Source organism: Ensifer sp. SL37, from assembly GCF_026672675.1.
GTDB classification, from domain to species: Bacteria; Pseudomonadota; Alphaproteobacteria; order Rhizobiales; family Rhizobiaceae; genus Ensifer; species Ensifer adhaerens.
The window spans coordinates 840807-862955 of sequence record NZ_JAPPRN010000001.1 but is presented as its reverse complement, the minus strand read 5'-3'; the positions used below and the strand labels follow the sequence as shown (position 1 = coordinate 862955).

Here is a 22149-nt window from a genome sequence, read left to right as displayed (position 1 = left end):
CACCGATGTCGATTGCCGTTCGTCGGCCAAATCGAGCGGTTTGCAGAAAGGCCCGGACTTTCGACCTTTGCCGGCCGTCGTTGGCCGGAGAGCGGCGATCAGACCAGCCGCAGCGGCATGGTGATCGCTGCCCGAAAACGGTGTGGTGCCACGAGGCCGGATATGAAGGCTCCGACCTCGGGGAACCGGGCCTTGATGCGGTCGGCGACATTCCTCAGTCCGGTGCCGGTCCCGGCAGGTTTATTCGCCGGGCGGGGCGGCTCGTTCGCCATGTCGTTTTCTACGGAAAGCTCCAGCGTCTCGCCTTGCCTTGCCGCCCGGATCACGATCTCGACCACGCCGATCGAACCGCCGACGCCGTGCTTGATCGCATTTTCGATCAATGGCTGAAGGATGAGGCTCGGGACCAGCGCCTGCTCCAGGCCCGGTGCAATGTCGAGCTTGACCCGCATGCGGTCGGAGAAGCGTTCGCCCTCGATGTTGAGATAGCCGAGCTGCAAGGCCAGCTCGTCGGCAAGGCAAACGTCCTGCATCGGATCCAGCTCGAGCGTCGTGCGCAGGAAGGAGGAGAGCGAGAGCACCATGCGGCGGGCGGTCGTCGATGCGCCCTCTTCGATCAGCCCGGCAATCGAGTTCAAGGTGTTGAACAGGAAGTGCGGATTGACCTGGTAGCGCAGCGCCCGCATCTGCGCCGTCAGCGCTTCCTCCCGTGTCACGGCAAGCCGGCGTTCCCGCTCGCGCAGTTCGTAATTGGCGAGAAGGGCGATGTAGAGAAACGCCCATCCGTGAAACAGCGCCATGCAATAGATGAGGGTGTAGCCGACATTGGTCCAGTTGATTGGGCCCGGATCGCCATGCTCGATCAGGCCGTGACTGAGGAGATCGATGCTGGCATTGATCGCTGCGGCGACGAGCGCCAGGGCGGAGCCGAGCAGAAGCTTGAAGAGGATGGACCTGCCCCGGAAGCGAAAGAGTGCCACTGCCATCGCATAGGACATGAGTGTCCCGTTCAGCATCAGGATCAGGGTGATCGGCGCGATCGCAATCGGGTTATATCCAAGGAAAGCCCAGAGCGTACTGCTGATGACGAACTGCATGAACTGGTAGAGGAGCCCGAGGAAGAGCGTCGCCCGCCGAACGCTTGCGGCATATCCAGCCTCGTCAGGCAAAACCGTCTCATGTCCTCGCGCCATGCGAGGTTTTATCCTTCAAGTCCATATGGTTGTCGACCGCCGTTCGTCGCCGAAAACAAGCCGTTTGCAGAAACCCACAGCCCTTCGACGCCGCAATCTGCCGTTTGCAGAAAGCCGAATTCTCGCTTTTTGCGGGCTTGCTATAGCCGCCCCATGACCCGTGCTTTCCCGGCGAATCCGTTCGCCTGGGATTTGTGCGCCCACGAATGAAAAGGAAAAGGGGCAGACATTGAATACCTGTGCGAAGGCGGACGTTTTGAGGATCAACCTTCTGAGTTCGACGGCGCTCGGTCGCGCCGGCCTGCTCTCACTGGCTCTGGCCGCCGTGCCACTCGTGCCGTCGCCGGCAAAGGCGGCCGGATTGCTGGTTCCAAACGACACAACGTGGTCCAGCGACCATACGATCAACGGCAATCTCGTTATCCGCGGCGGGCCGGGCGGCGCGACACTGACGATCAACAATGGTGCCAAGGTTGAGAGTACCGATGGTTACATCGCAGACAGTCGCGGCAGCGTCGGCACGGTCGTCGTCTCCGGGCCGGGCTCGACCTGGGACATCGTCGATGCCAATCCCAACGGCGACCGCATGCTCTTTGTTGGCGGCTTCGAAGGCGGTATCTATGGCGGCAAGGGCACGCTGATCGTCGAGAACGGCGGCAAGGTTTCGGCTAAGGAGACCTATGTCGGCGCCCTGCAGGAGGGCGACGGAACGCTCGTGGTGCGCGGCGCGGGTTCCATGCTAAACACCGAGTTCCTGGGGGTCGCTTACGGTGCACTGACGCTCAACACCGCTACAGTTCGGATCGAGGACGGCGGCCTCGTCAACACCAACAAGACCTACTTCGAAAATGGCACGGTGCTCGTCACCGGCGACAATACGCGCTGGGTCAACACCGGTGAATTCACGATCGGCGACAGCTTTACCGTCGAAAAGGGCGCTGTCGTTTCCACCAACACCGCGATCCTGCGTGAGGACGAGAGCACCGACACCATCCAGGCCGTTATCGACGGCGCCGGCAGCGAACTCAAGGTGGCCGACAAGCTGACGATCGGCGAGGCTGGTCGCGCCAATCTTTCGGTCGCCAACGGCGCTAAGCTTTCGGTTGGTGGCGACATCGTGCTTTCGGGCGTCGGCGGTATCAACAATGAGGGCATGGGCAATCTGACGATCGGCGGTGCCGTCGATCTGAACAATATCGCCGAACCCGTTGCACGGCAGGCGCAGGGCGCCGGCACGGTCAACTCGTCCTCGAAGATCGATTTCGGGCCGCGCCGGGGCTACGTCAACTTCAACCATACGAACACCGGCTACGAGTTCGGCAATGTCATGGTCGGCAAGGGCATGATCTCGAATTTCTCCGGCGAGACCATCCTTACCGGTGACCTGTCGAAGTTCTATGGCAAGGTGAACGTTTCCGGCGGCAAGCTGGTGGTGAAGGGCAACGTCGACACGATCGACAATGACTCGGATAACGGCCCCTTGGACTATAGTGAGACCAACTTCGAGGTCACCAACGGCTCGCTGATCGTCGACGGTGCGACGGGACGCATCGAGGGCGACCGTTTCTATACCGGTGAAGTGAACGTCTGGGGTGAATCGAGGAGCAGTTCGGCCTTCGGCCGGCTTGGCGGCTCGGGCACGGTGGGCAACACCTATATCGACAAGAAGGCGATCATTTCGCCCGGCAACAATTCCACTGGCACGCTGACGATCATGGGTCGGCTGGATATGGCGACCGGCTCGATCTACGAGGCCGACATCGCCGGCGACGGCCGCTCCGACCGCATCGTCGTCAAGAGCATCGGCACCAACGACAACACCGGCATCGCGAAGATCGGCAGCGGCACGAACGTGCAGGTCACGGCACTCGATGCCAATACCAGCTATAAGACCGGCCAGACCTATACGATCCTGACCGCCGATCGGGCAATCGAAGGAAAATTCGCCGAGGCGATCTCCAAGTCCGCCTTCCTGGAAGTGTCGCTCGACCAGCAGGAAAAGCAGGTCGATCTCAAGATCAAGGTCAAGAACGGCGGTACGAAGCCGGGAGAAGAACCCAAGCCGGGCGAGGAGCCGAAGCCAGGCGAACCGAAGCCGGGTGAGCCCGAACCCGGTGTCTTTGAAGGTGAAGCGGCCACCGGTAACCAGCGGCAGACGGCGCTTGCCCTCAACACGCTTGCCCAGAGCGGTCCGTCGCTCGGGCTCTACAACGCCTTGATCCTTCAGGATGGAGATGCCGCGCGCAGCGCCTTCGATCAACTGTCCGGTGAGGTTCACGCCTCGGCGCAGACGGCACTGATCAACGACAGCAGTCTCTTGCGCAACGCCGCCAACAACCGCATTCGCGATGCATTTGGCGACGTGGGTGCGGCAAACGTTCCGGTTCTCGCTTACGGTCCAGAGGACAAGATCACGACGGGTGCTGTTGCCGCCGTCAACGCTGTACCCGTCGCGCCGCCGGCAATGGTCGGCTGGGGCCAGGTGTTCGGTTCCTGGACCAACACCGACGGCAACGGCAACGCCGGTGCGCTCGATCAGTCGACCGGCGGTTTCGTTACCGGTTTCGACGCGGCTATCTCGGACAATGCGCTCGTCGGTATCATGGCCGGCTACAGCCGGACCAACTTCGACGTCGACAGCCGCTCGGCGAGCGGCAACAGCGACAATTACCACCTTGGTGTCTATAGCGGCAGCCGGTGGGGCGACGTCGCACTGCGCTCGGGGCTTGCCTACACCTGGCATTCGATCAACACGTCGCGCAATGTCGCCTTTCCGGGCTTCAGCGATCAGTTGAAGGCCGATTATGACGCCGGCACCTTCCAGGCCTTCGGTGAAGTCGGCTACCGCATCGACCTGCCGAGTGTCGCGCTCGAGCCGTTCGCCAACCTCGCCTATGTCAGCCTGCACACCGACGGATTCACCGAGCGCGGTGGTGCGGCGGCTCTGTCGACCCGGAGCAACACGACGGATACGACCTTCACGACGCTCGGTCTTCGCGCTTCGGCTCCGCTCAGCCTTGGCACAACCGAAGCGAAGCTGCGCGGCATGCTCGGCTGGCAGCATGCCTTCGGCGATACGACCCCGTTCTCGTCGATGGCGTTCGGCACGGGCAGCGCCTTCTCGGTCGCCGGTACGCCGATCGCCGAGGATGCGGCGATCATCGAAGCCGGCATCGACTTCGCGCTGACCGGCACTGCGAGCCTCGGCATCACCTATACCGGCCAGTTCGGTTCGGGCACGACGCAGAACGCGGTCGACGCCAAGCTCGACGTGCGCTTCTGATGCGAAGGTTCGTCTGGCTGTCGACAATGCTGATGGCGACGTTCGTCGCCATCACGCCGCTTCATGGGGAAGACGCCGCCGGCAAACCCGCGGCGCCCTCCCAGCTTTCGGAGACCTACGAGGACTGGAGCGTCGCCTGCGCCGAGATCGAGGGAAAGAAAAATTGCCTCCTCTCGCAGCGCCAGTTCCACAAGAGCGGTCAGCATGTGCTGACGATCGAGCTTCGCACGGCGGCCGAAGCCGGGCTTGAGGGGAGCCTCGCGCTCCCCTTCGGTCTTTATCTGGACAAGGGCGTGACGCTTGGCGTCGACGACGCGACCGGCGGCAAGCCGACCCGCTTCCGCACCTGCTTGCCGCTCGGCTGCATCGTGCCTTTGACCTTCACCGAAGCGACGGTTGCGCTGCTTCGTAGCGGCACGGCATTGAAGATCGGCGCGTTCGCCAGCGACAGCCAAAAGGACGTGGCGTTCGCTGTCTCGCTCAAGGGCTTCGCTGCAGCACTCGACCGGGTGATCGCCCTGTCCGGAAAGAGCTGAGGCAACGTCACGGCCTTCGCTTCACCGCCAGGCTTTCGGCCGGCTTTTTTAAGGTGCGTAGCCTCCCGGGTCTTCTCCATGGGGGAACCGAGCGTCGCCATCCGGACGCGCCACCGTTGGTGGGCGCTTTCGGCCTATCGGGAGGACACGTCGATCGCATCGCCGATGGCGTAGAAATGCCCGCCCGCCACATAGTGCAGGCTGCGCAAGGCCGGATCGGCCGTCTCGAACATCCAATGCCCGTCGCGAAACACGCGATCGTCGGCCCAGGCCGCGAAGACTTCGCCGATGAACAGGTCGTAGCGGCTCTCGATCGACGGCTCGCTGATCAGCCGGCAGGCGAGCCAGGCGGAGCAGCCGGTAACAAGCGGAAGATCAAAGTCCGGCATGTCGAACAGTTCGACGCCGGCGTTGCGAAGTTTGTCGGGATCGTCGTGAAGGCTCGTGGTGCCCACCGCATGGGTCAGCACCGCCTGGGCGGCGGTCGGCACCTGGATGACGAACACGCTCGCTTCCTCCGCGAGGCTGCGGGTACGGGTGGCGCTGTCGAGCACGACCGTCAGCTTGGGCGGATCGTAATCGAGCGCGCAGGCCCAGGCTGCCGCCATCACATCCTGAACGCCGCCATGGCGGGCGGAAACCAGGACTGTCGGGCCATGGTTCAGCAGCCGGTATGCCTTTTCGAGAGGAACGGCACGAATATGCGAAACCATCAGACTACCTCACCGCCATTGGCGGACATTGACCGATCATGCCTCTCTATAGGGGCGCTGCATTTCGCCAACAAGCGCAAGCTTTCGCGGTGCCGGAGGGGCGGTACGGCAGCGGCTATGGCACTTGAAAGGGATGCGGGCCGACGAAACATAAGCATTTGACAAACACATACCCGATTGGCTATACGTCATCTCATAGCCAAACGGGTATGAGATATGACTGAGTTACAGGACGCGGTTTTTCGGGCGCTCGCCGATCCCACACGCCGTGGGCTCTTCGAACACCTTTGCCGCCAGGGGGATACCACGGTCGTCGGCTTGTTGGCCGATGCCGGGGTTTCGCAGCCGGTCGTGTCCAAGCATCTCAAGATCCTGAAGGCTGCAGGGCTCGTGCACGACCGGCATGAGGGCCGCTACACCTATTACAGCGCCCGGCGCGAAGCGCTCGCGACGCTGGTTGACTGGACGACGGAGATGGCCGGCTTCTGGCAGGACCGCTTCGACGATCTCGATGATCTCCTGAAGAGAATGGACCAATGATCGAAACAACGGAAACCACCCGCTCTGTCGTCGTCGAACGCGACTTTCCCTATCCGCCGGAGAAGATCTGGCGCGCGCTGACGCAGCCGCATCTGATTGCCGAATGGCTGATGCGCAACGATTTCATACCCGAAGTCGGCCGTCGCTTCACCCTTTCGGCCGATTGGGGCCAGGTCGATTGCGAGGTTCAGACGATCGAGGCGAACCGCTCGCTCGCCTATCGCTGGGACACCAAGGACTTGACCAGTGTCGTCACCTGGACGCTCGCGCCCGCCAGGGGCGGCACGAGCCTGCGCATGGAACAGCGCGGCTTCAGAGCCGATCAGAAGGCCTATTTCCAGGGCGCGACGGTCGGATGGCCACGCTTCTTCACCCAGCTGGAAGACGTCGTCGCGAAACTCGACTGATCGCAGCCTTCACGACCGTTGCTCAAACCCAAGGTGCCAGAATGACCGCCCTGATCCGGAAAATCCATCGCTGGACGTCGCTGCTCTTCTCCCTGGCCGTTGCCGCCATCTTTGCCGGCATGCCAGTAATCACGCTCCCCGAATGGGTCTACTACCTGCCCCTGCCGCCGTTGGCGGTGCTGCTGCCGACCGGCATTTACCTTTTCGTGCTGCCCTATCTGGGCAAGCCCGAGGGCAGGATGCAGGCGGCGGAGTAGGGAATAGCGCCAGCCCGGCTCAATCCGCGGACAGAGCCGGGCTGGCAAAGCGCTTGCGATATTCGGCCGGCGTGACGCCGACATGTCGCATGAAGGCGCGCCGGAGCGTATCGGCATCGGCAAAGCCGCAGCGGGCGGCGACCTCCCATTTCTCTTCCGGTTCGCTCGCGATCTTCAACATGGCCGCTTCTCCTCTTCGAAGGACCGGCAGAAGCCGGCTCAACCGCGCGACGATCGGCGCACCATCGGGCACAAGCGACCAGCGAAGCAGATAGGGCGCAAAATCGCTGCTCATTGTCATACTGCGGATCCGCTGATTGCGCGCGGTGGCACCACGGCCACGGCGCGAACTGACGAGCGCTTCCCTCAGTCCTGCTCCACGAGGCAGTCGATCAATGCTCGGGTCGCAGCCGGTAGGTTTCTGTGCGGCGGATAAATGAGGGAGAAGGGGCGCGACCGGCCACCGAATTCCGGCAGAAGCTCGACCAGGCTGCCGCGCGCCAGGCGGTCGCGCGCGATGAAATCATAGGTTTGGCAGATCCCGAGGCCTGCCTCCGTCAACGAGACGGTGCCGAGCACGTCGTCCTCCACCTGGATCGGGCCATGGGGTATCCAGTCGAGGTCGGCTCCGGCGACGCGCAACAGCCATGGGGCCGGACGCCCTCTGCTCGGCATGATGAAGGGCAGGCAGGTATGTGCTGCGAGCTCGTCGACAGAACGCGGCATGCCACGCCGCGCGACGTAACCGGGCGAGGCGACCAGCCTCAACGGCGCGTCTTCGAGCCTTCTGCCGATCATGCCGCTGTCGGGGAGCTGGCCGAGGCGTATGGCAAGGTCGTAGCCCTCGGCGACCAGATCGACATTGCGGTTGGCAATCGACAGCTCGACGGTGACGGATGGATGCCTCGTCGCGAAGCGGGTCAGCTTTTCCGGCAGCTGGAAATGGCCATAGGTCGTGGGCGCACTGAGCCGAACGCGTCCGGCAACAACGCCGTCGCCTTGAATGGCGCGTTCGGCCTGATCGATTGTCTCGAAGGCCGCCCGCACCTGATCGAGGTAGACCCGCCCGGCGTCGGTGAGGCTGATGCGCCGCGTCGTCCGCCGCACCAGCTGCGTGCCGAGCTTCGTCTCGAGCCTGGTGATGGCGCGGCTCAGCACGGAAGGCGTCGTGGCCAGCGCGACGGCTCCTGCGGTCATCGACCCCTTGTCCATGACGGTGATGAAAGCCTCGACATCGGCGAGGTGATCGAAGCGACGCATTTTTGCCTCTGAAGACCAGATCATTTCCTGGGCGGCGCATTTATCGCCGCAGATGGAAGCAATAAATAAGCAGCATCAATTTAGAGCCGCAATGTCAGGCTCGCTTCAACCAGGAGAAAATGATGCCAGAGACGACATCCGTTCCGAAAAAGCCTGTGCTCTTTGTGCTCACCAGCCATGGCATCAAGGGGGAGGGCGGCCAACCCACCGGCTTCTATCTTGGAGAGGTCACCCACCCGCTTGCCGTGCTCGAGGCGGCCGGCATTGCCGTCGAGTTTGCTTCGATCAAGGGCGGCGAGCCGCCGGTCGACGGGCTCGACCTCAATGACGGGACCAATGCCCGCTACTGGAACGACGAAGGGTTCCGTGCCGCAATCCGCACGACGGTTCGGCTCGATGATATCGATCCCGACCGCTACGCGGCCATTTTCTTCGCCGGCGGTCATGGCGCCATGTGGGACCTGCCACAAAGCCGCGCCGTCGACCGGGTGACGCGTTCGGTGTTCGAGGCCGGCGGTGCTGTCGCGGCGGTCTGCCACGGACCGGCAGCCCTCGTAAACGTCAAGCTTTCCGACGGCCGCTATCTGGTTGCTGGCCGCAACGTCAGCGCCTTCACCGATTCCGAAGAGCGCGCCGTCGGCCTCGACAAGACGGTCCCGTTCCTGCTCGCAAGCACGCTTGTCGAGCGCGGTGCGACGCACCATCCGGCCGCGGACTGGACATCGAAGGTGGTTGTCGATGGCAGGCTGATCACCGGCCAGAACCCGCAGTCGGCGACTGGGGTCGGCGAGGCGCTTCGCGATATCCTGAGTGCCTGATCCCGCGTAGCCGGGCACTTGGAAAGGTTCGGCAAGTCTGTCCCGATCGTGCTGCCGGCGATGCGTCGCCGACAGCGTGAGGCGAACCGGACAGGTGGGGCGCTCGACTGCCATTGCGTTGGCCATGGCGGGAAACCGGAAAAACCGCCATGTTCACCATCCCTGTCGCGTCCGGTTGACACTGCCCGCACACCATTGGGTAAGCCGTCTCGGGCCGGAAAGTTCCGTCGGAGCGAAGGCTTCAGCCGCGCCGCGCCGCCTCGATCGCAGCGACGTCGATCTTGCCCATGGTCATCATCGCCTCGAAGGCGCGCTTTGCTTCGGCGCCGCCGGCCGCCAGGGCATCGGTCAGGACCCTTGGCGTGATCTGCCAGGAAATGCCCCACTTGTCCTTGCACCAGCCGCAGGCGCTCTCCTGTCCGCCATTGCCGACAATGGCGTTCCAGTAGCGGTCGGTCTCCTCCTGGTCGTCGGTGGCGATCTGGAACGAAAAGGCCTCGTTGTGCTTGAACATCGGCCCGCCGTTGAGGCCGAGGCAGGGAATTCCGGCGACCGTAAACTCCACCGTCAGCACGTCTCCCGCCTTGCCGGACGGAAAGTCGCCGGGCGCGCGATGCATGGCGCTGACCCGGCTATCGGGAAAGATCTCGGCGTAGAAGCGAGCGGCCGTCTCGGCCTCCTTGTCGTACCAGAGGCAGATCGTGTTCTTGGCCATGACGCGTCCTTTCGTTTTGAAGCCGGAGGGGCCGTTTCCTTCGCCACCTGCTCTGCGAGATAGGTCGGCGCCCCCGTTTCTCCACCCTGAAATCTTCCCGCACTTGCCTTTGCCCGACGGAACGCGCGTCGAAGGCATGTGCGCCGGGTCGTCGCATCCGGCGCTTTCCCGTTGGAAATTCAACCGCTGATACCTAATTGTGCAGCCTCGATACGCGCGCGAGGCTTCTCTTCGCGCGCTCCTAGGGGATGCGGATGATACAACTGAATGGAACTGTTGCGGTGGTAACAGGTGCTGGTCGCGGCCTCGGAGCGGCCCTGGCCTATGCATTGGCCGAAGCGGGCTGCGCTCTCGTGTTGTGCGGGCGCAGCCAGAGCGCGCTCACGGACGTGGCCGAACCGATTGTCCGTGCTTTCGGGCGACGGGTACAAACCGTTGCGCTCGATCTTGCGGATGCGAAAAGCGTGGCTGCGGCAGTCGAGGGCATCAAGGCCGAGAACGGACGCATCGATATCCTCGTGAACAACGGCGCCATGTGGCTCGAGGACAGTGACGAGGATCATCCTGATGACGCGGTGCTCGGCGTCGTCAACGCGGCGGTTACCGGGACCTTCCTGTTCACCCAGGGGCTGCTGCCTTTGTTCGCTCACTCGCCCCGGCCGGATATCGTCACGATCGGCTCGATCAGCGGCCTGCCTAATGCCGCACTCCAGACCGTGTCCGTGCCCTTTTATGCTGCCAAGCGGGCGCAGGCCGCCCTGGCCGATGGCCTGCGCCAGAAGCTTGCAGGTACCCCCGTCCGTTCGATCGTCGTCCACCCGCCATACATTGAGGACATCTCGCCGCTTGATGGCGCATGGGAGGCGGCCGGCAGTCGACGGAAGGGCGAGGCGGCGACGAACCGGGACATCGCCGAGGCAGTGCTGTTCGCGCTGACGCGGCCGCGGCATGTAACCTTGTCGATCACCGTCGATGCCGACGAAGGCGGCCTCTATCCGTCTCCGGCTCGCTCCGCCTAGCGGCGGGGCCCTGTCAGAGACCGATCCGATACATTGCCGAACGCCCCAATGGCGTTCGGCGAAAATCAGGCATCGTTCGCCGAGATCCTTCAATCTCGATCGTCCACATATGCAGACGATAAGTCCAATTTAGGCGGACTACAGAGGCGCCGTCCACGTCGATATATCCATGACATCAACAATGGAAAACGACATCATGCACAGTGTCTCTGAACCGATCTTCACCTCAGGCTTTCCACTCGGAAGTTCCGCCGGCCTGGTCACCGCCTTGGAATGGCTCGGCCAGCCCTATCGCCTCACCCGCGTCGACATGCTCGGGGAAATGCGCACCGACGCCTATGAGCGCTTCAACGGTCGGGTCGAAACGCCCGCTCTCGTGACCGACAAGGGCGACGTGCTGACCGAGACCATGGCGATCGCCTTATGGCTGGAGGGGCGCGATCAGGAGCGTCGCATCAGCTTCGCCCCGGGCACTTTCGAGGCGGACCGCATGCACCAGTTCATCGCCTTCCTCAACACCGGCTTTACCGGCGCGTTCTTCTCGATGTGGGTGGCGCTGGAATCCGAAGACGCCACGGAGGAATACCGCGAAACCTTGCGCGCCTTCGGCCGCGAATTCGTCGCCAAGCGTCACAAGCAGCTCGAAGCGATGATGGGCGACAGCGATTACCTCATCGGCGACCGCCCGACGCTTGCCGATGCGGTCTTTGCCGGCGTGGCCCGCTGGGTCGATTTCCATGAGGCGATCGATCCGAAGGACTATGCGCGCAACTATCCGCGCATCCACGCGCTGCGCCAGCGCATCGAGGCCGATCCGGCCTTCCGCTTCGCAGTGGCGATCGAGGATGGCGAGCCTGTTACCGGCAGCGGTGCGATGAAGGGCCTCGTCCCGCTCGAGGATGTGTTGCGGATGACGGGCGCACTCCGCGCGTGATTTAAGAAAGTGAGGTGGCGCACCGGCAGGCGGTGCGCCACCTCAAACAGTTGGAGCGGCCAGCCGCCGCCGACATCACACCTCGAATACGTCGACGAACGATTCCGGGAAGCTTTGCCGGGCAACCTTCTCGTTGATGACGAGCAATGCTTCGTAGGACACGGGATCGAAATCCTTGTCGACCGGCAGCACCTCGCGTCCGAACAGGAGGTTCAGCCGGGCGGCATCGAGATTGCCGCGCTCGAATGGTTCCGCGCCGAAATGATGCCAGAGGGCGTGGAGGAAGGCCGCATCGATGCGGTGCGCCCCGGAGCCGGGCCGGGCATGGCGGGGCAACGCCTTGATCGGCGTTGCTCCCTTGGGGTTGGCCCGACGGATGACGAACTGGATGCCCGTGCCCGGCATGGCGTAGGGAAAACCCCGGTGTTTCGTCATATCAGCCAGCTTGGCCATTCTATTCTCCTTAGGCGGTCTGCTTCTCGACGATCTTGTCCTCAGTCTTCGTATCGAAGTCGGAAGCGTCGTGACGCTCATGCAATTGTTCGGACGGGTTGCCGCTCAAGCGGTTGACCATGCGGCCACGCTTGACGGCCGGCCGGGCGGCGATCTCGGCCGTCCAGCGCTGGACGTGCTCGTAGCTCTGAACCTCGAGGAAAGTACCGGCATCGCCATATACCTGCCCGAGCGCCAGATTGCCATACCAGGGCCAGGTGGCCATGTCGGCAATGGTGTATTCCGAGCCGGCGAGGAAGCGGTTCTCCGCGAGATGGCGATCGAGCACGTCGAGCTGGCGCTTCACCTCCATCGCGTAGCGGTCGATGGCGTATTTGATCTTCATCGGCGCATAGGCATAGAAATGGCCGAAGCCGCCGCCGAGGAACGGTGCCGAGCCCATCTGCCAGAACAGCCAGTTCAAGGTCTCTGTGCGGGCGCGAAGCTCGCTCGGCAGGAAGGCGCCGAATTTCTCGGCGAGATAGGTGAGGATCGAGGCCGATTCGAACACGCGCACCGGCGCGCCGCCGCCCTTGGGCGCATGGTCCATCAGCGCCGGGATCTTGGAGTTCGGGTTGACGTCGACGAAGCCAGAACCGAACTGGTCGCCGTCTCCGATCCGGATCGGCCAGGCATCGTATTCGGCGTCCTTATGGCCGGCCGCCAGCAGCTCTTCGAGCATGATCGTGACTTTCACGCCGTTCGGCGTCGCCAGCGAGTAAAGCTGCAACGGATGCTTGCCGACGGGCAGATCCTGATCGCGCGTCGCGCCGGCGGTCGGACGGTTAATGCTGGCAAACGCGCCGCCATTGCCCTTGTCCCAGGTCCAGACCTTGGGAACGTCATAGCCGGCGGGGAAATTGTCAGCGGGGGATTTTTCGGTCATCAAATCTGTCCTTGTCTTGGCGGAAACCTCGAACGTCGTGTTCGCTTATATAGGAAGTTTATCAAGCCACCACATCGACTTGGCTGCGAGGACGACCATGCTCAAAGGCCAGACGCTGGAGAATTTTTTTATCGAAGTTGGATGAGACCGGCATCCGTCGGCACGAAACCGCACCGGTCGACGTAGAATTCGCGCAGATGCGGGTCGAAGTCCACATGCAGCCATTCGCAGCCCGAGGCCTTGGCGTGCGTTACGGCCTCTTCGACGAGCAGCGTGGCGTAACCCTTACGCCTCAACGGTAGCGTCACCATCGTATCGAGCAGGAAAGCATGCACGCCACCGTCCCAGGCGACATTAACGAAGCCTGTCAGTGCGCCCGAGATCCGCATGGTGACCCAGCCGAGGCTGAAGCGGTTGACCTGGCTCCACCAGTCGTCATCGGTCAAGGCGTGCTCGAAGCATTCGGCGTGCAGGGTATTCAGTTCCTTGTTTTCAAATGCGCCGCGCCAGGCGAACGCGGGTACTTCAGTCGGATTCTCTGCCGTCACGGTTCAACCTCAGAGTTTGCCGGGATCGATTTTGACCACCAGGGCTCGGCTGCCAGCAAGCGCGGCCGAGTTCTTGAAAAAAATCATAGGCCTCCCTTGATACCGGAAAACCGAGCTCCTATCTGCCGCCTAACCCGCTGGTCCGGGCCCCTCTGGCGAGAGCTTCGGCACTCTTGCGATGTCGGACCTTATTCCGACAACATGTGCCGATTGGGGACCCGTCTGTGGACTTTTCCTTCATGTCTGTAGTGTGGCTGGGAACGCCACTGTGGCTGTGGGCGAGCTTTTTCGCCCTCGTGATCGCTATCCTGTCGTTCGACCTTGGTATTCTCCATAAGGAGAACAAGGAGATCAACGTTGCCGAAAGCGTCAAGCTTTCCGCCTTCTATATCGCCCTCGGCCTGAGCTTCGGCGGCTTCGTCTGGTGGTATCTCGGTGCCGAGTCCGGCCTTGCCTATATGACCGGCTTCGTCGTCGAAAAGACCCTGGCGCTCGACAACGTCTTCGTCATCGCCCTCATCTTCTCCTTCTTCGCCGTCCCGCGCATCTACCAGCACCGCGTTCTCTTCTGGGGTATCCTTGGCGTTATCGTGCTGCGCGCGATCATGATCGGCGTCGGCGCGACGCTCGTCGCCGAATTCTCCTGGGTTCTCTATATTTTCGCTGCGTTCCTGGTCTTTACCGGCATCAAGATGCTGGTGATGAAGGAGGCCGAGCCCAACGTTTCGGACAACGCGCTCGTGCGCTTCATGCGCAGCCGTTTCAACGTCACCGAGGAACATCACGGCGAGCGCTTCTTCGTGAAGCTCGTCAACCCGAAGACCGGCAAGATGACCTGGTTCATCACGCCTCTTTTCATGGCGCTCGTCATGGTCGAGGTGGCCGACGTGATCTTCGCCGTCGACTCGGTTCCCGCGATCTTCGCGATCACCACGGACCCGTTCATCGTCTACACCTCGAACATCTTCGCTATCCTCGGCCTGCGCGCCCTCTACTTCGCGCTCGCTGCCATGATCCATCGCTTCCGCTACCTGAAGCCGGCGCTGGCCGTCGTCCTGATCTTCATCGGTTCGAAGATCTTCGTCGCCGATCTCCTGGGGCTAGAGAAGTTCCCCGCGGCCCTGTCGCTCGGTGTCACCTTCGCGATCATCGCTTCGGGTGTTGTCTGGAGCCTGGTCAAGACCAAGGAAGAGCAACTGCCGGCATAACGCCCGGGCTCATCCGACCGTGACGAGAAACGCGGCGGCCTTCGAAAGGGGGCCGCCGCGATCTTTTTGGCCTTGCCGAGCGTGGGGTTGACCCTCGCCCGGACGACCCGTCGGGTCGAGCCGTCCGGGCGAGGCATCACCCGATGATCGCCTTCGGTTCGAGGAAGGCGTCGAGGCCGAAGGGACCGAATTCCCGGCCGATGCCGGATTGCTTGAACCCGCCGAAGGGCGCTTGAGCGTCGGCCGGGGTTTCGTTGATCACCACGCGCCCCGCCTCCAATTGTCGGGCGATGCTGCGCATACGTTCGGCGTCGGTGCCAAGAACGTAGGACTGCAATCCGTATTCCGTGTCGTTGGCAATCGCGATCGCTTCCGCTTCCGTTTCGTAGGAAAGAACGCTGAGCACGGGGCCGAAGACTTCCTCGCGCGCAATCCGCATATCGTTGGTCACACCGGAAAAGACGGTCGGGCGGACGAACCATCCCCGTTGCAGCCCTTCCGGCCGGCCTTCGCCGCCGACAAGAAGCGTCGCACCCTCTTCCTGCCCCAGGCGGATATAGGCCTGGACACGCTCCCACTGCCGGGCGCTCACCATCGGGCCGATGTCGGAGGCCGGATCGCTCGAAGGTCCGGGCCGCAGCGCGGAAACGGCTTGCGCAAGGCGCGATATCACCTCCGTATGTCTTCGCTTCGGAACAAGAAGCCGGGTTCCGGCGATGCAGGCCTGCCCGCTGTTGCGGAAGGCCGATGCCAGAACATGCGGGATCGCCCGGTCGAGGTCCGCGTCATCGAGCAGGATCTGCGGCCCTTTTCCGCCCAGTTCGAGCGTCACGCGCTTGAAGCTTTCCGCTGCATTGCGCAGGATCTCCCGACCGGTCGTGGTGGAGCCAGTGAAGGTGATCTTGGCGATGTCGGGATGCCGGCTGAGTTCCGCGCCGACCACGTGGCCGTAGCCGTTGACGACATTGAGGACGCCATCGGGCAGTCGCGCTTCGTGCAAGACTTCGAGCAGCACCTGGGTCTGGATAGCGCTCATCTCCGACGGCTTGATCACGATGGTCGTGCCGGCCGCGATCGCCGTGGCGAGTTTGGTGCAGATGAAGCCGATGTTGCTGTTCCAGGGTGTGATTGCCGCGGCCACGCCCACGGGTTCCATCACCACCTCCGCATTGCCGATACGACGGGTAAAGGCGTAGTCGGCCACGGTCCTTGCCGCGACGTCGAACACGTTCGCGGCGTGCGGCACGGAGAATGCGAGGAACGACTGCGGCGCGCCGTATTCGATGGTCATGGCCGCACGAAGCGCATCGGCGTTGGCGGCGACAGCCTTCGCCAGCGTTTGCAGCATGGCGATGCGTTCGGCCGGTGTCGTTTGCCGCATGGCCGGGAAGGCCCGTTTCGCGGCAGCAATGGCCGCGTGCGCATCCCGATTGTCGCCCAGCCGGACCTCGCCGATCTTTTCCTCCGTGGCGGGATTGAAAAGCGCGAAGCGCTCGTCGCCGTGAGGCGCAACGAAAGCGCCATCGACATATATCTGCTCAATGATCTTCATCGTCCGATTTCCTGTTGCGATGAAAAGGATATGCATCGGAACGATCGTCAGGATAAGATCATCAATCACAGACACTCTGATGAGGAAAATAGCGCAATGAAGGCGAGCCTGTCCGAACTGGAGGCGGTGGCAGCAATCGCGCGGCTCGGCGGCTTTCGGGCCGCTGCCCGGGAACTCGGGGTTTCGTCCTCGTCGTTGAGCCATGCGGTCCTGGCGCTGGAGGCGCGCCTCAATGTGCGCCTGTTCAACCGCACGACGCGATCGGTGGCGCTGACGACGGCAGGCGAGGCTTTCGTTGCCGAGATCCTGCCGGCTCTTGCCGCCATCGACGGCGCCGTCGAGCGGGCGACGGAGTCTCAGGCGCGACCGAGCGGCATGCTGCGGCTCAACACCTCCCCGGGAGCGGCGAAGATGGTTTTGCGGCCGCTACTGATCGAGTATCTGAGGCGATATCCAGAGATGGCGCTGGAGGTTGCGACCGACAATGCGCTGGTGGATATCGTAGCGCTCGGTTTCGACGCCGGGTTTCGTCTCGCCGAGGCGGTTCCTCCGGATATGGTCGCCGTTCCGGTCGTGCCTCAGTCGCGCATGATCGTCGTGGGTTCGCCGGACTATTTTCGCGAAAGAGCGGTGCCGCTGCTGCCGGGCGATCTGAGGCAGCACGCCTGCATCCGGGCGCGCATGGCAAGCGGCAGGATCTATCACTGGGAGTTTTGCCGGCGCGGGGAAAGCGTCGAAATCGATGCGCCGGGACCGCTCATCCTCGACGACAGCGAACTCATGCTTCAGGCGGCTCTCGGCGGGGTGGGACTGGCCTATCTCTCCGATCATCACGTCCGCGACGACGTCGAGGCCGGGCGTCTGGTTCCGGTGCTGGAAGAGTGGACGCCGCCCTACGATGGGCTATGTCTCTATTTTCCTGGCCGCCGGCACGTACCGGCGAAATTGCGTGCCCTGATCGATCTGGTCCGGGAACTGCGTTCCGGCGGCCCCCGCGCGCCCGCTCACACCCCGCATTCGCCAGCCTTGAAATTTTAACATGAGTATTACAGACAAGTTTATTTCTGCGTGCTAAGAGACACGGCGCTCGATTGGTCCCTTGGCCATAGATCGCCTCTCGGCAGGGGTGCGCACGCCGCGCCAAATCGAAATTATATGATCGGATCAGACACAGTGGTCGACATCGATACGCGCCATCAGGTCTATTTCGCCAACCGTACTGCCCTGGTCGCCTATGCCACGCGGATCGTCGGATCGCGGGAAACGGCCGAAGATATCGTGCAGGAGGCCTTCATTCGATTTGCGCCGGCAAACACCGGCAATCCGCCTTCTGCCGGACCGTCCGGGCTTTCGCTCGCGTATCTCTACAAGATCGTCCGCAACCTGTCCCTCGACCTCTTGAAGCGCCGCAAGATCGAAGCGCGGGAAGAGCAGAGCGAGCCGCCGTTCTGGTCGATGCCGATCGAGGTGCCGACGCCCGAGGACATCATTCTCGTCAGCGACGAAATCAGACGCATCTCCGGCATTCTCGAAGACCTTCCCGAGGAAGTGCGGGTCGCGCTCGAGATGCACCGTTTCGGCGGCTACACCCTCGAAGAGATCGCCGCCCATCTCGACATCTCCGTCGCGACGGCGCACCGCCACGTGCGCGCCGCCATGATGCGGGTTGCGACAACGCTTGCGGGTGGGGCCTCCTAGAATTTCAGGGGTCCCCGTGTGAAAAAAAATCGGGTGCTGGTCGTCTTTATGACAGAGCGAAAGTACCACGGAAGCGTCCCGCTTCCCGGTGACGCCGCTTGACGGGGTTGGGGGCTACAGAAACAAAGTGCTAGGGCGTCGAACATCCAAGCGGCAGGCAGGGCTTTGACCAAGGACAACCACATATCGGAGGCGCTGCTCGAAGAGGCCATGGATTGGTTCCTCGAGCTGAAGGCGCGCCCGAACTGTCGCGACACGCAAGCCCGGTTCCGCGCCTGGCTGGGCCAGTCGGAATTGCATGGCCAAGCCTGGCAGACGGCGTTGCGGACCTGGCAGCTGCTCGGTGAGGTGCCGCCGGTGCACGAGCATCTATGGCGTGGGGCAAGGCCGTCCGTTTTCGTCGAGCCACCGGTCCGCCAACGTCGCCGGATGGGAACGGGCGGCTTGGTCGCCGGCGTGGCGCTGGCGCTTGCTGCCTGCCTCGTCCTCTTCGTCTCCCTGCCGTCGCTTCTCGTGTGGTGGCAGGCCGATCACGTGACCGAGACGGCGCAAAACAGGACGATTACGCTTGCGGACGGGACGATCATCGAAATGGGCGGCGGCAGCGCCATCGCCACCGACATCAGCGCCGGCACCCGCCATGTCAGGCTGCTGAAGGGCGAAGCCTATTTCAACGTCGCCCGCGATCCCTCGCGTCCCTTTGTCGTTGAGGCGGGTGGCGTCGAGGTGTCCGTGCTGGGGACTGCGTTTGATGTGCAGCTGGCGAGCACGGAGACGACCGTCGAGCTGGCGCACGGCACGGTGGCCGTCTCCTATAGTGCAAACGCGCACAAGCAGAATTTCGAACTGGCCCCGGGAGAAATGGCGACGGTGAGCCATGCGACCGGCGCAGTCTTGCGAAGCGCGATCGCGGCGGATGATATCGGCGCCTGGCGAAGCGGCAGGATGTTCGTCAATGATGTCACGGTCGCCGCTGCCGCCGAGCGGCTGCAGCGCTACCATTCCGCCTGGATTTCCATTCCGCAGCCGGATCTGGCAGGGCGGCGTGTAACCGGCGTCTACGATCTGAAGGATCCGGATCGGGCGCTCCAGGCGCTGGTGCAGCCTTTCGGCGGCAAGGTACGCGAGGTGACCCCCTATGGCCGCATCCTGACGCGGTTTTAATTGGAGTAAAAAAATCAGGAAAAAATCGCGCGCCGGTGAAAAAAAATCCGGGGCCGGTCGTCTTTGGTTGGAAACGCGCGCCCGCAAGGCCGCGTGGAATGCCGAGACGGGGGTAAAATGCGTTCGCCGAAATGCCGCAAGGGACATCTGAAATTCGATACGGGACGTCGCCGTGAAAGACGGCGCCTGCTGACGACGACGGCGATCGCCGCGTTTTCCTCCCTCGCGCTGATGCCCGTTTCCACGGCCTCCGCCCAGCAGGCCACGTCGCGCGTCAGCAACGCCCGCAGCTTCGACATCCCGTCGCAGCCGCTTTCCACCGCGCTCAACGCCTTCGGGCGGCAGTCCGGCCTGCAGGTGACCCTGGCGGCTTCCACCTCGCAGGGGCTTCGCTCGGCGACGGTCAGCGGAACGATGACGGCGGACCAGGCGCTTGCCCGGCTTTTGTCGGGCACCGGCATTTCCTACAGGATATCGGGCGGCACCGCGCTGGTCGGCTCGGCCGTGTCGGCGGGTGGCAGCGCTGCTGTCGCTGCGGACGGAGCAACGGTGCTCGATCCGATTTCGGCCTTCGGTGCCGGGCCGCTCGGCGCCGGCGAGATCGTCATCTCGTCGGAAGACCTGAAGCGCAAGAACCCCGCCAACATTGCCGACGTGTTTTCCGGCGAGCCCGGCATTTCGGTCGGCAGCTCGTTGCCGATGTCGCAGAAGGTCTACGTCCACGGCATCGAGGAAACCAGCCTCGCCGTGACGATGGACGGCGGCCGACAGAACAACAAGGTCTTCCACCACAACGGCACCAACCTCATTGACCCCGGCCTGCTGAAGGCCGTCAACGTCGATGCCGGCGTTGCGCCGGCCGATGCCGGTCCCGGGGCGCTTGCCGGCGCGATTGCTTACGAGACGATCGACGCGCGCGATCTGCTCGATGGCGACGGCTTCGGCGGCTTTGTCACGTCGAGCTACAATTTCAACAGCGACACGGTGACGACCGGGATCTCCGCATACGGCATGCGCGACGGGCTCGAGTTTCTCGGCTACTTCAATTTCGGCAACGGCAACGATTTCACCGCCGGCAACGGGCAGGACGTGGAAGGCACCTCGACAGACGTGTTGAGCGGGCTTGGCAAGCTTGCCTACGAGTTCGACAGCGGCGACCGTTTCGAGATCAGCCACGACCGCATTCGCGACGACGCGCCGCGTCCGTTTCGCGCTAATATCGGCTTTATCGACGGACGCCCACCATGGGAGCCGCGCGTGCGCGACTACACGCTCGACCGGCAGAACACGGTGTTTACCTATACCGACAGCACGCCGGAGGGCTGGTGGGATCCAACGCTGATGCTCGCCTACTCCAGGACGGAGGTCGAAATTCCGATCATCCTGCCGCCGCGCCTCAACATTCCGCCCTATCCCGCCACCGGCACCACGAGCAGCTTCAACGGCAAGTTCGAGAACAAGTTCTCGTTCGACATGGGTAGCGTCATTGCCGGCGTTGACTTTTATGACGACAAGGCTGACCTCGACGACATGTTCGATGCCAGCACCGAGAAGGCGCGCAATGTCGGCATCTATGCCCAGGCCCGGCTCGAGCCCTGGGAGAGAACGCGGCTCTCCTTCGGTGCGCGCGGCGACACGCAGCAGTTTACCGGGACGACGGGAGAAGAGTGGAACAATTCGGGCCTCAGCGGCAACGTCTCGGGCGAGTACGACCTCATCGAGGACCTGCTGACCGCCAAGGCGGGCTATTCGCACGTCTGGGCAGGCATTCCGCTCGCCGAAAACTTCATCATGAATCCCAACTGGAACTATGGCAGCGGTCCGAAGCCGGTGACGGCGGACAACTATATCCTGGGCCTGGAGGCGAACTACAACGACTTCACCGTCGAGGGCAGCGTCTTCCAGACCGATATCGATGACGCGCGCACGCCGCGTTATGCGGTCACGCGCGGGATCGAAGCGCATGACGTCCGCTCGCGCGGCTTCGAGATCGGCGCCGGCTACAGCTGGGGCGATGGCTTTTTCAAGGTGAAATACGCCAATATCGACGTCGAGATCGACGGCAAGCCTGCCGATTCTGATCTCGGCACCTATCTGGCCGCGCCGGCCGGCCAGATCATCACGCTGCAAGCGGTCCACACGCTGACGGACTGGGGCGTCACTTTCGGGGCCGACGCGGAAATTGCGCTCGACTACGACGACGTTGCCGACGGCAGCAAGCCCTTCGAGGGCTACCAGGTCTTCAACGCCTTTGTCGAATACGTGCCGCCGGAGCGACCGAACCTGTTGCTGCGCGCCGAACTGAAGAACATTTTCGACGAAACCTATTCGGACCGGGCGACCTACGGTCAGGAGTTCGGAACGGTGACGCCGCTCTACGAGCCGGGCCGTTCCTTCATCCTGACCGCCAAGGCGACTTTCTAGGGCGTCCGCGACCGCAACGGCCGCCGCCTCCAGGTGGCCGTTGCCTCAACAAGCGGAGGCGGCCACCCAAGCGCCGCCCACGCAAGCGAAAGCCGAAACAGGAGTTCCAGATGCAAGAAGCCACCACCCATTTTGCGACGGAAGACGGCCAGAAATACCTGACGCAGCTCTGCAAGCATTTCGCCCACAAGGTCGACGTCGAACAGGAGGGCCCGCGCGCCGAGCTCAGGTTTTCCTGCGGCACCGGCTACCTCCATGCCACATCAGAAGGCTTGAGCATCCGCGCCCGCTCACCCGATGACGCCAACCTTGCGGACACGAAATCGGTGATCGAAAGCCATCTTCTGCGCTTCGCGTTCCGGGAAGAGCCCGATCCGCTTGCCTGGCAGCCCGCCGGCTAAGCGAACCGCTCGCAAGCTAGTTCCGACAAGAAAATTCAATGTGTTGGTCGAAAGCGCCCAACGCAATTGCGCGGCTATGCGTGTCGCGTGCCGAGGATCAG

General features: G+C 63.0%; 23 protein-coding genes. 14 read left to right on the top strand and 9 right to left on the bottom strand.

All coding sequences use genetic code 11. The annotated features are described in order from the left end of the window. Positions 1 to 98: 98 nt before the first annotated feature. Positions 99 to 1193 carry a sensor histidine kinase gene (locus OVA00_RS03890; RefSeq protein ID WP_268088057.1) on the bottom strand — a complete coding sequence of 365 codons (1095 nt, stop codon included), beginning with the start codon at positions 1191 to 1193 and terminating at the stop codon, positions 99 to 101. A 229-nt stretch (positions 1194 to 1422) separates the two neighbouring features. Between OVA00_RS03890 and OVA00_RS03885 the strand changes: the two genes are divergently transcribed. Both OVA00_RS03885 and OVA00_RS03880 read left to right on the top strand, forming a co-directional pair. After that, positions 1423 to 4476 carry an autotransporter family protein gene (locus tag OVA00_RS03885; RefSeq protein WP_268088055.1) on the top strand — a complete coding sequence of 1018 codons (3054 nt, stop codon included), beginning with the start codon at positions 1423 to 1425 and terminating at the stop codon, positions 4474 to 4476. Further along, the gene (locus OVA00_RS03880; RefSeq protein ID WP_089042946.1) at positions 4476 to 5012 is read left to right on the top strand and encodes an invasion associated locus B family protein; all 537 of its coding nucleotides are present in this window, start codon (positions 4476 to 4478) and stop codon (positions 5010 to 5012) included. Before OVA00_RS03885 ends, OVA00_RS03880 begins: the two co-directional genes overlap by 1 nt. A 134-nt stretch (positions 5013 to 5146) precedes the next feature. Here the strand turns inward: OVA00_RS03880 and OVA00_RS03875 are convergent, their stop codons facing one another. Beyond that, complete coding sequence (locus OVA00_RS03875) at positions 5147 to 5725, bottom strand: flavin reductase family protein (protein ID WP_268088053.1); 579 nt, start codon at positions 5723 to 5725, stop codon at positions 5147 to 5149. A gap of 216 nt (positions 5726 to 5941) precedes the next feature. Here OVA00_RS03875 and OVA00_RS03870 point away from each other — a divergent pair, with 216 nt between their 5' ends. Genes OVA00_RS03870 through OVA00_RS03860 form a run of 3 tightly spaced genes read left to right on the top strand, consistent with a single transcriptional unit; the run spans position 5942 to position 6929 of the window. Next, positions 5942 to 6265, top strand: coding sequence for an ArsR/SmtB family transcription factor (locus tag OVA00_RS03870; RefSeq protein ID WP_034787670.1), 324 nt, complete (start codon positions 5942 to 5944; stop codon positions 6263 to 6265). Further along, positions 6262 to 6672, top strand: coding sequence for an SRPBCC family protein (locus OVA00_RS03865; protein WP_034787666.1), 411 nt, complete (start codon positions 6262 to 6264; stop codon positions 6670 to 6672). Before OVA00_RS03870 ends, OVA00_RS03865 begins: the two co-directional genes overlap by 4 nt. Positions 6673 to 6713: 41 nt before the next feature. Beyond that, positions 6714 to 6929 carry a hypothetical protein gene (locus tag OVA00_RS03860; protein ID WP_250807164.1) on the top strand — a complete coding sequence of 72 codons (216 nt, stop codon included), beginning with the start codon at positions 6714 to 6716 and terminating at the stop codon, positions 6927 to 6929. Positions 6930 to 6948: 19 nt separating this feature from the next. Here OVA00_RS03860 and OVA00_RS39915 read toward each other — a convergent pair whose 3' ends face one another. Together OVA00_RS39915 and OVA00_RS03850 are read right to left on the bottom strand one after the other, a co-directional pair. Then, the gene (locus OVA00_RS39915) at positions 6949 to 7224 is read right to left on the bottom strand and encodes a helix-turn-helix domain-containing protein (RefSeq protein ID WP_089042948.1); all 276 of its coding nucleotides are present in this window, start codon (positions 7222 to 7224) and stop codon (positions 6949 to 6951) included. A 71-nt stretch (positions 7225 to 7295) separates the two neighbouring features. Then, complete coding sequence (locus OVA00_RS03850; protein WP_268088050.1) at positions 7296 to 8189, bottom strand: LysR family transcriptional regulator; 894 nt, start codon at positions 8187 to 8189, stop codon at positions 7296 to 7298. 122 nt (positions 8190 to 8311) lie between these two features. Here OVA00_RS03850 and OVA00_RS03845 point away from each other — a divergent pair, with 122 nt between their 5' ends. Beyond that, a complete protein-coding gene (locus OVA00_RS03845) occupies positions 8312 to 9007 on the top strand; it encodes a type 1 glutamine amidotransferase domain-containing protein (RefSeq protein WP_089042950.1) in 696 nt (231 codons plus the stop codon). A gap of 241 nt (positions 9008 to 9248) precedes the next feature. Here OVA00_RS03845 and OVA00_RS03840 read toward each other — a convergent pair whose 3' ends face one another. After that, positions 9249 to 9722 (bottom strand): VOC family protein, encoded by a 474-nt coding sequence (locus tag OVA00_RS03840; protein ID WP_089042951.1) that lies wholly within the window; start codon positions 9720 to 9722, stop codon positions 9249 to 9251. Positions 9723 to 9976: 254 nt separating this feature from the next. On the opposite strand from OVA00_RS03840, the gene OVA00_RS03835 reads away from it, so the two are divergent. Together OVA00_RS03835 and OVA00_RS03830 are read left to right on the top strand one after the other, a co-directional pair. Continuing rightward, the gene (locus OVA00_RS03835; protein WP_034787952.1) at positions 9977 to 10741 is read left to right on the top strand and encodes an SDR family oxidoreductase; all 765 of its coding nucleotides are present in this window, start codon (positions 9977 to 9979) and stop codon (positions 10739 to 10741) included. 196 nt (positions 10742 to 10937) lie between these two features. Further along, positions 10938 to 11675 (top strand): glutathione S-transferase family protein, encoded by a 738-nt coding sequence (locus OVA00_RS03830; protein WP_060582312.1) that lies wholly within the window; start codon positions 10938 to 10940, stop codon positions 11673 to 11675. Positions 11676 to 11750: 75 nt separating this feature from the next. Here the strand turns inward: OVA00_RS03830 and OVA00_RS03825 are convergent, their stop codons facing one another. The 3 genes from OVA00_RS03825 to OVA00_RS03815 form a co-directional block, all read right to left on the bottom strand. Next, positions 11751 to 12128, bottom strand: a complete 378-nt coding sequence (locus OVA00_RS03825; protein ID WP_034787648.1) for a hypothetical protein — start codon at positions 12126 to 12128, stop codon at positions 11751 to 11753. A gap of 10 nt (positions 12129 to 12138) precedes the next feature. Further along, on the bottom strand, positions 12139 to 13053 hold the full coding sequence (gene yghU / locus OVA00_RS03820; protein ID WP_034787644.1) for a glutathione-dependent disulfide-bond oxidoreductase: 915 nt from the start codon (positions 13051 to 13053) through the stop codon (positions 12139 to 12141). 128 nt (positions 13054 to 13181) lie between these two features. Further along, positions 13182 to 13601 carry a GNAT family N-acetyltransferase gene (locus tag OVA00_RS03815; RefSeq protein ID WP_250807160.1) on the bottom strand — a complete coding sequence of 140 codons (420 nt, stop codon included), beginning with the start codon at positions 13599 to 13601 and terminating at the stop codon, positions 13182 to 13184. Between the two features lie 239 nt (positions 13602 to 13840). Here OVA00_RS03815 and OVA00_RS03810 point away from each other — a divergent pair, with 239 nt between their 5' ends. Further along, complete coding sequence (locus tag OVA00_RS03810; RefSeq protein ID WP_210333184.1) at positions 13841 to 14809, top strand: TerC family protein; 969 nt, start codon at positions 13841 to 13843, stop codon at positions 14807 to 14809. A gap of 136 nt (positions 14810 to 14945) precedes the next feature. Here OVA00_RS03810 and OVA00_RS03805 read toward each other — a convergent pair whose 3' ends face one another. Further along, complete coding sequence (locus OVA00_RS03805) at positions 14946 to 16361, bottom strand: aldehyde dehydrogenase family protein (protein ID WP_268088045.1); 1416 nt, start codon at positions 16359 to 16361, stop codon at positions 14946 to 14948. A gap of 96 nt (positions 16362 to 16457) precedes the next feature. On the opposite strand from OVA00_RS03805, the gene OVA00_RS03800 reads away from it, so the two are divergent. The 5 genes from OVA00_RS03800 (at position 16458) to OVA00_RS03780 (ending at position 22048) form a co-directional block, all read left to right on the top strand. Further along, positions 16458 to 17399 carry a LysR family transcriptional regulator gene (locus OVA00_RS03800; protein ID WP_268088044.1) on the top strand — a complete coding sequence of 314 codons (942 nt, stop codon included), beginning with the start codon at positions 16458 to 16460 and terminating at the stop codon, positions 17397 to 17399. A 117-nt stretch (positions 17400 to 17516) separates the two neighbouring features. Further along, complete coding sequence (locus OVA00_RS03795; RefSeq protein WP_034787638.1) at positions 17517 to 18059, top strand: RNA polymerase sigma factor; 543 nt, start codon at positions 17517 to 17519, stop codon at positions 18057 to 18059. Positions 18060 to 18224: 165 nt separating this feature from the next. Beyond that, complete coding sequence (locus OVA00_RS03790; RefSeq protein ID WP_051659105.1) at positions 18225 to 19223, top strand: FecR family protein; 999 nt, start codon at positions 18225 to 18227, stop codon at positions 19221 to 19223. A gap of 117 nt (positions 19224 to 19340) precedes the next feature. Next, complete coding sequence (locus OVA00_RS03785; RefSeq protein WP_268088043.1) at positions 19341 to 21647, top strand: TonB-dependent receptor; 2307 nt, start codon at positions 19341 to 19343, stop codon at positions 21645 to 21647. 110 nt (positions 21648 to 21757) lie between these two features. Beyond that, positions 21758 to 22048 carry a DUF2218 domain-containing protein gene (locus OVA00_RS03780; protein ID WP_034787636.1) on the top strand — a complete coding sequence of 97 codons (291 nt, stop codon included), beginning with the start codon at positions 21758 to 21760 and terminating at the stop codon, positions 22046 to 22048. Positions 22049 to 22149: the final 101 nt, after the last annotated feature.

Excerpts from the sequence above, each read along its gene's own strand:
- OVA00_RS03890 (WP_268088057.1), bottom strand. The coding sequence starts at position 1,193 with ATGGCGCGAGGACATGAGACGGTTTTGCCTGACGAGGCTGGATATGCC.
- OVA00_RS03880 (WP_089042946.1), top strand. The coding sequence starts at position 4,476 with ATGCGAAGGTTCGTCTGGCTGTCGACAATGCTGATGGCGACGTTCGTC.
- OVA00_RS03875 (WP_268088053.1), bottom strand. The coding sequence starts at position 5,725 with ATGGTTTCGCATATTCGTGCCGTTCCTCTCGAAAAGGCATACCGGCTG.
- OVA00_RS03870 (WP_034787670.1), top strand. The coding sequence starts at position 5,942 with ATGACTGAGTTACAGGACGCGGTTTTTCGGGCGCTCGCCGATCCCACA.
- OVA00_RS03865 (WP_034787666.1), top strand. The coding sequence starts at position 6,262 with ATGATCGAAACAACGGAAACCACCCGCTCTGTCGTCGTCGAACGCGAC.
- OVA00_RS03860 (WP_250807164.1), top strand. The coding sequence starts at position 6,714 with ATGACCGCCCTGATCCGGAAAATCCATCGCTGGACGTCGCTGCTCTTC.
- OVA00_RS39915 (WP_089042948.1), bottom strand. The coding sequence starts at position 7,224 with ATGAGCAGCGATTTTGCGCCCTATCTGCTTCGCTGGTCGCTTGTGCCC.
- OVA00_RS03850 (WP_268088050.1), bottom strand. The coding sequence starts at position 8,189 with ATGCGTCGCTTCGATCACCTCGCCGATGTCGAGGCTTTCATCACCGTC.
- OVA00_RS03845 (WP_089042950.1), top strand. The coding sequence starts at position 8,312 with ATGCCAGAGACGACATCCGTTCCGAAAAAGCCTGTGCTCTTTGTGCTC.
- OVA00_RS03840 (WP_089042951.1), bottom strand. The coding sequence starts at position 9,722 with ATGGCCAAGAACACGATCTGCCTCTGGTACGACAAGGAGGCCGAGACG.
- OVA00_RS03835 (WP_034787952.1), top strand. The coding sequence starts at position 9,977 with ATGATACAACTGAATGGAACTGTTGCGGTGGTAACAGGTGCTGGTCGC.
- OVA00_RS03830 (WP_060582312.1), top strand. The coding sequence starts at position 10,938 with ATGCACAGTGTCTCTGAACCGATCTTCACCTCAGGCTTTCCACTCGGA.
- OVA00_RS03825 (WP_034787648.1), bottom strand. The coding sequence starts at position 12,128 with ATGGCCAAGCTGGCTGATATGACGAAACACCGGGGTTTTCCCTACGCC.
- yghU (WP_034787644.1), bottom strand. The coding sequence starts at position 13,053 with ATGACCGAAAAATCCCCCGCTGACAATTTCCCCGCCGGCTATGACGTT.
- OVA00_RS03810 (WP_210333184.1), top strand. The coding sequence starts at position 13,841 with ATGTCTGTAGTGTGGCTGGGAACGCCACTGTGGCTGTGGGCGAGCTTT.
- OVA00_RS03805 (WP_268088045.1), bottom strand. The coding sequence starts at position 16,361 with ATGAAGATCATTGAGCAGATATATGTCGATGGCGCTTTCGTTGCGCCT.
- OVA00_RS03800 (WP_268088044.1), top strand. The coding sequence starts at position 16,458 with ATGAAGGCGAGCCTGTCCGAACTGGAGGCGGTGGCAGCAATCGCGCGG.
- OVA00_RS03795 (WP_034787638.1), top strand. The coding sequence starts at position 17,517 with ATGATCGGATCAGACACAGTGGTCGACATCGATACGCGCCATCAGGTC.
- OVA00_RS03785 (WP_268088043.1), top strand. The coding sequence starts at position 19,341 with ATGCGTTCGCCGAAATGCCGCAAGGGACATCTGAAATTCGATACGGGA.
- OVA00_RS03780 (WP_034787636.1), top strand. The coding sequence starts at position 21,758 with ATGCAAGAAGCCACCACCCATTTTGCGACGGAAGACGGCCAGAAATAC.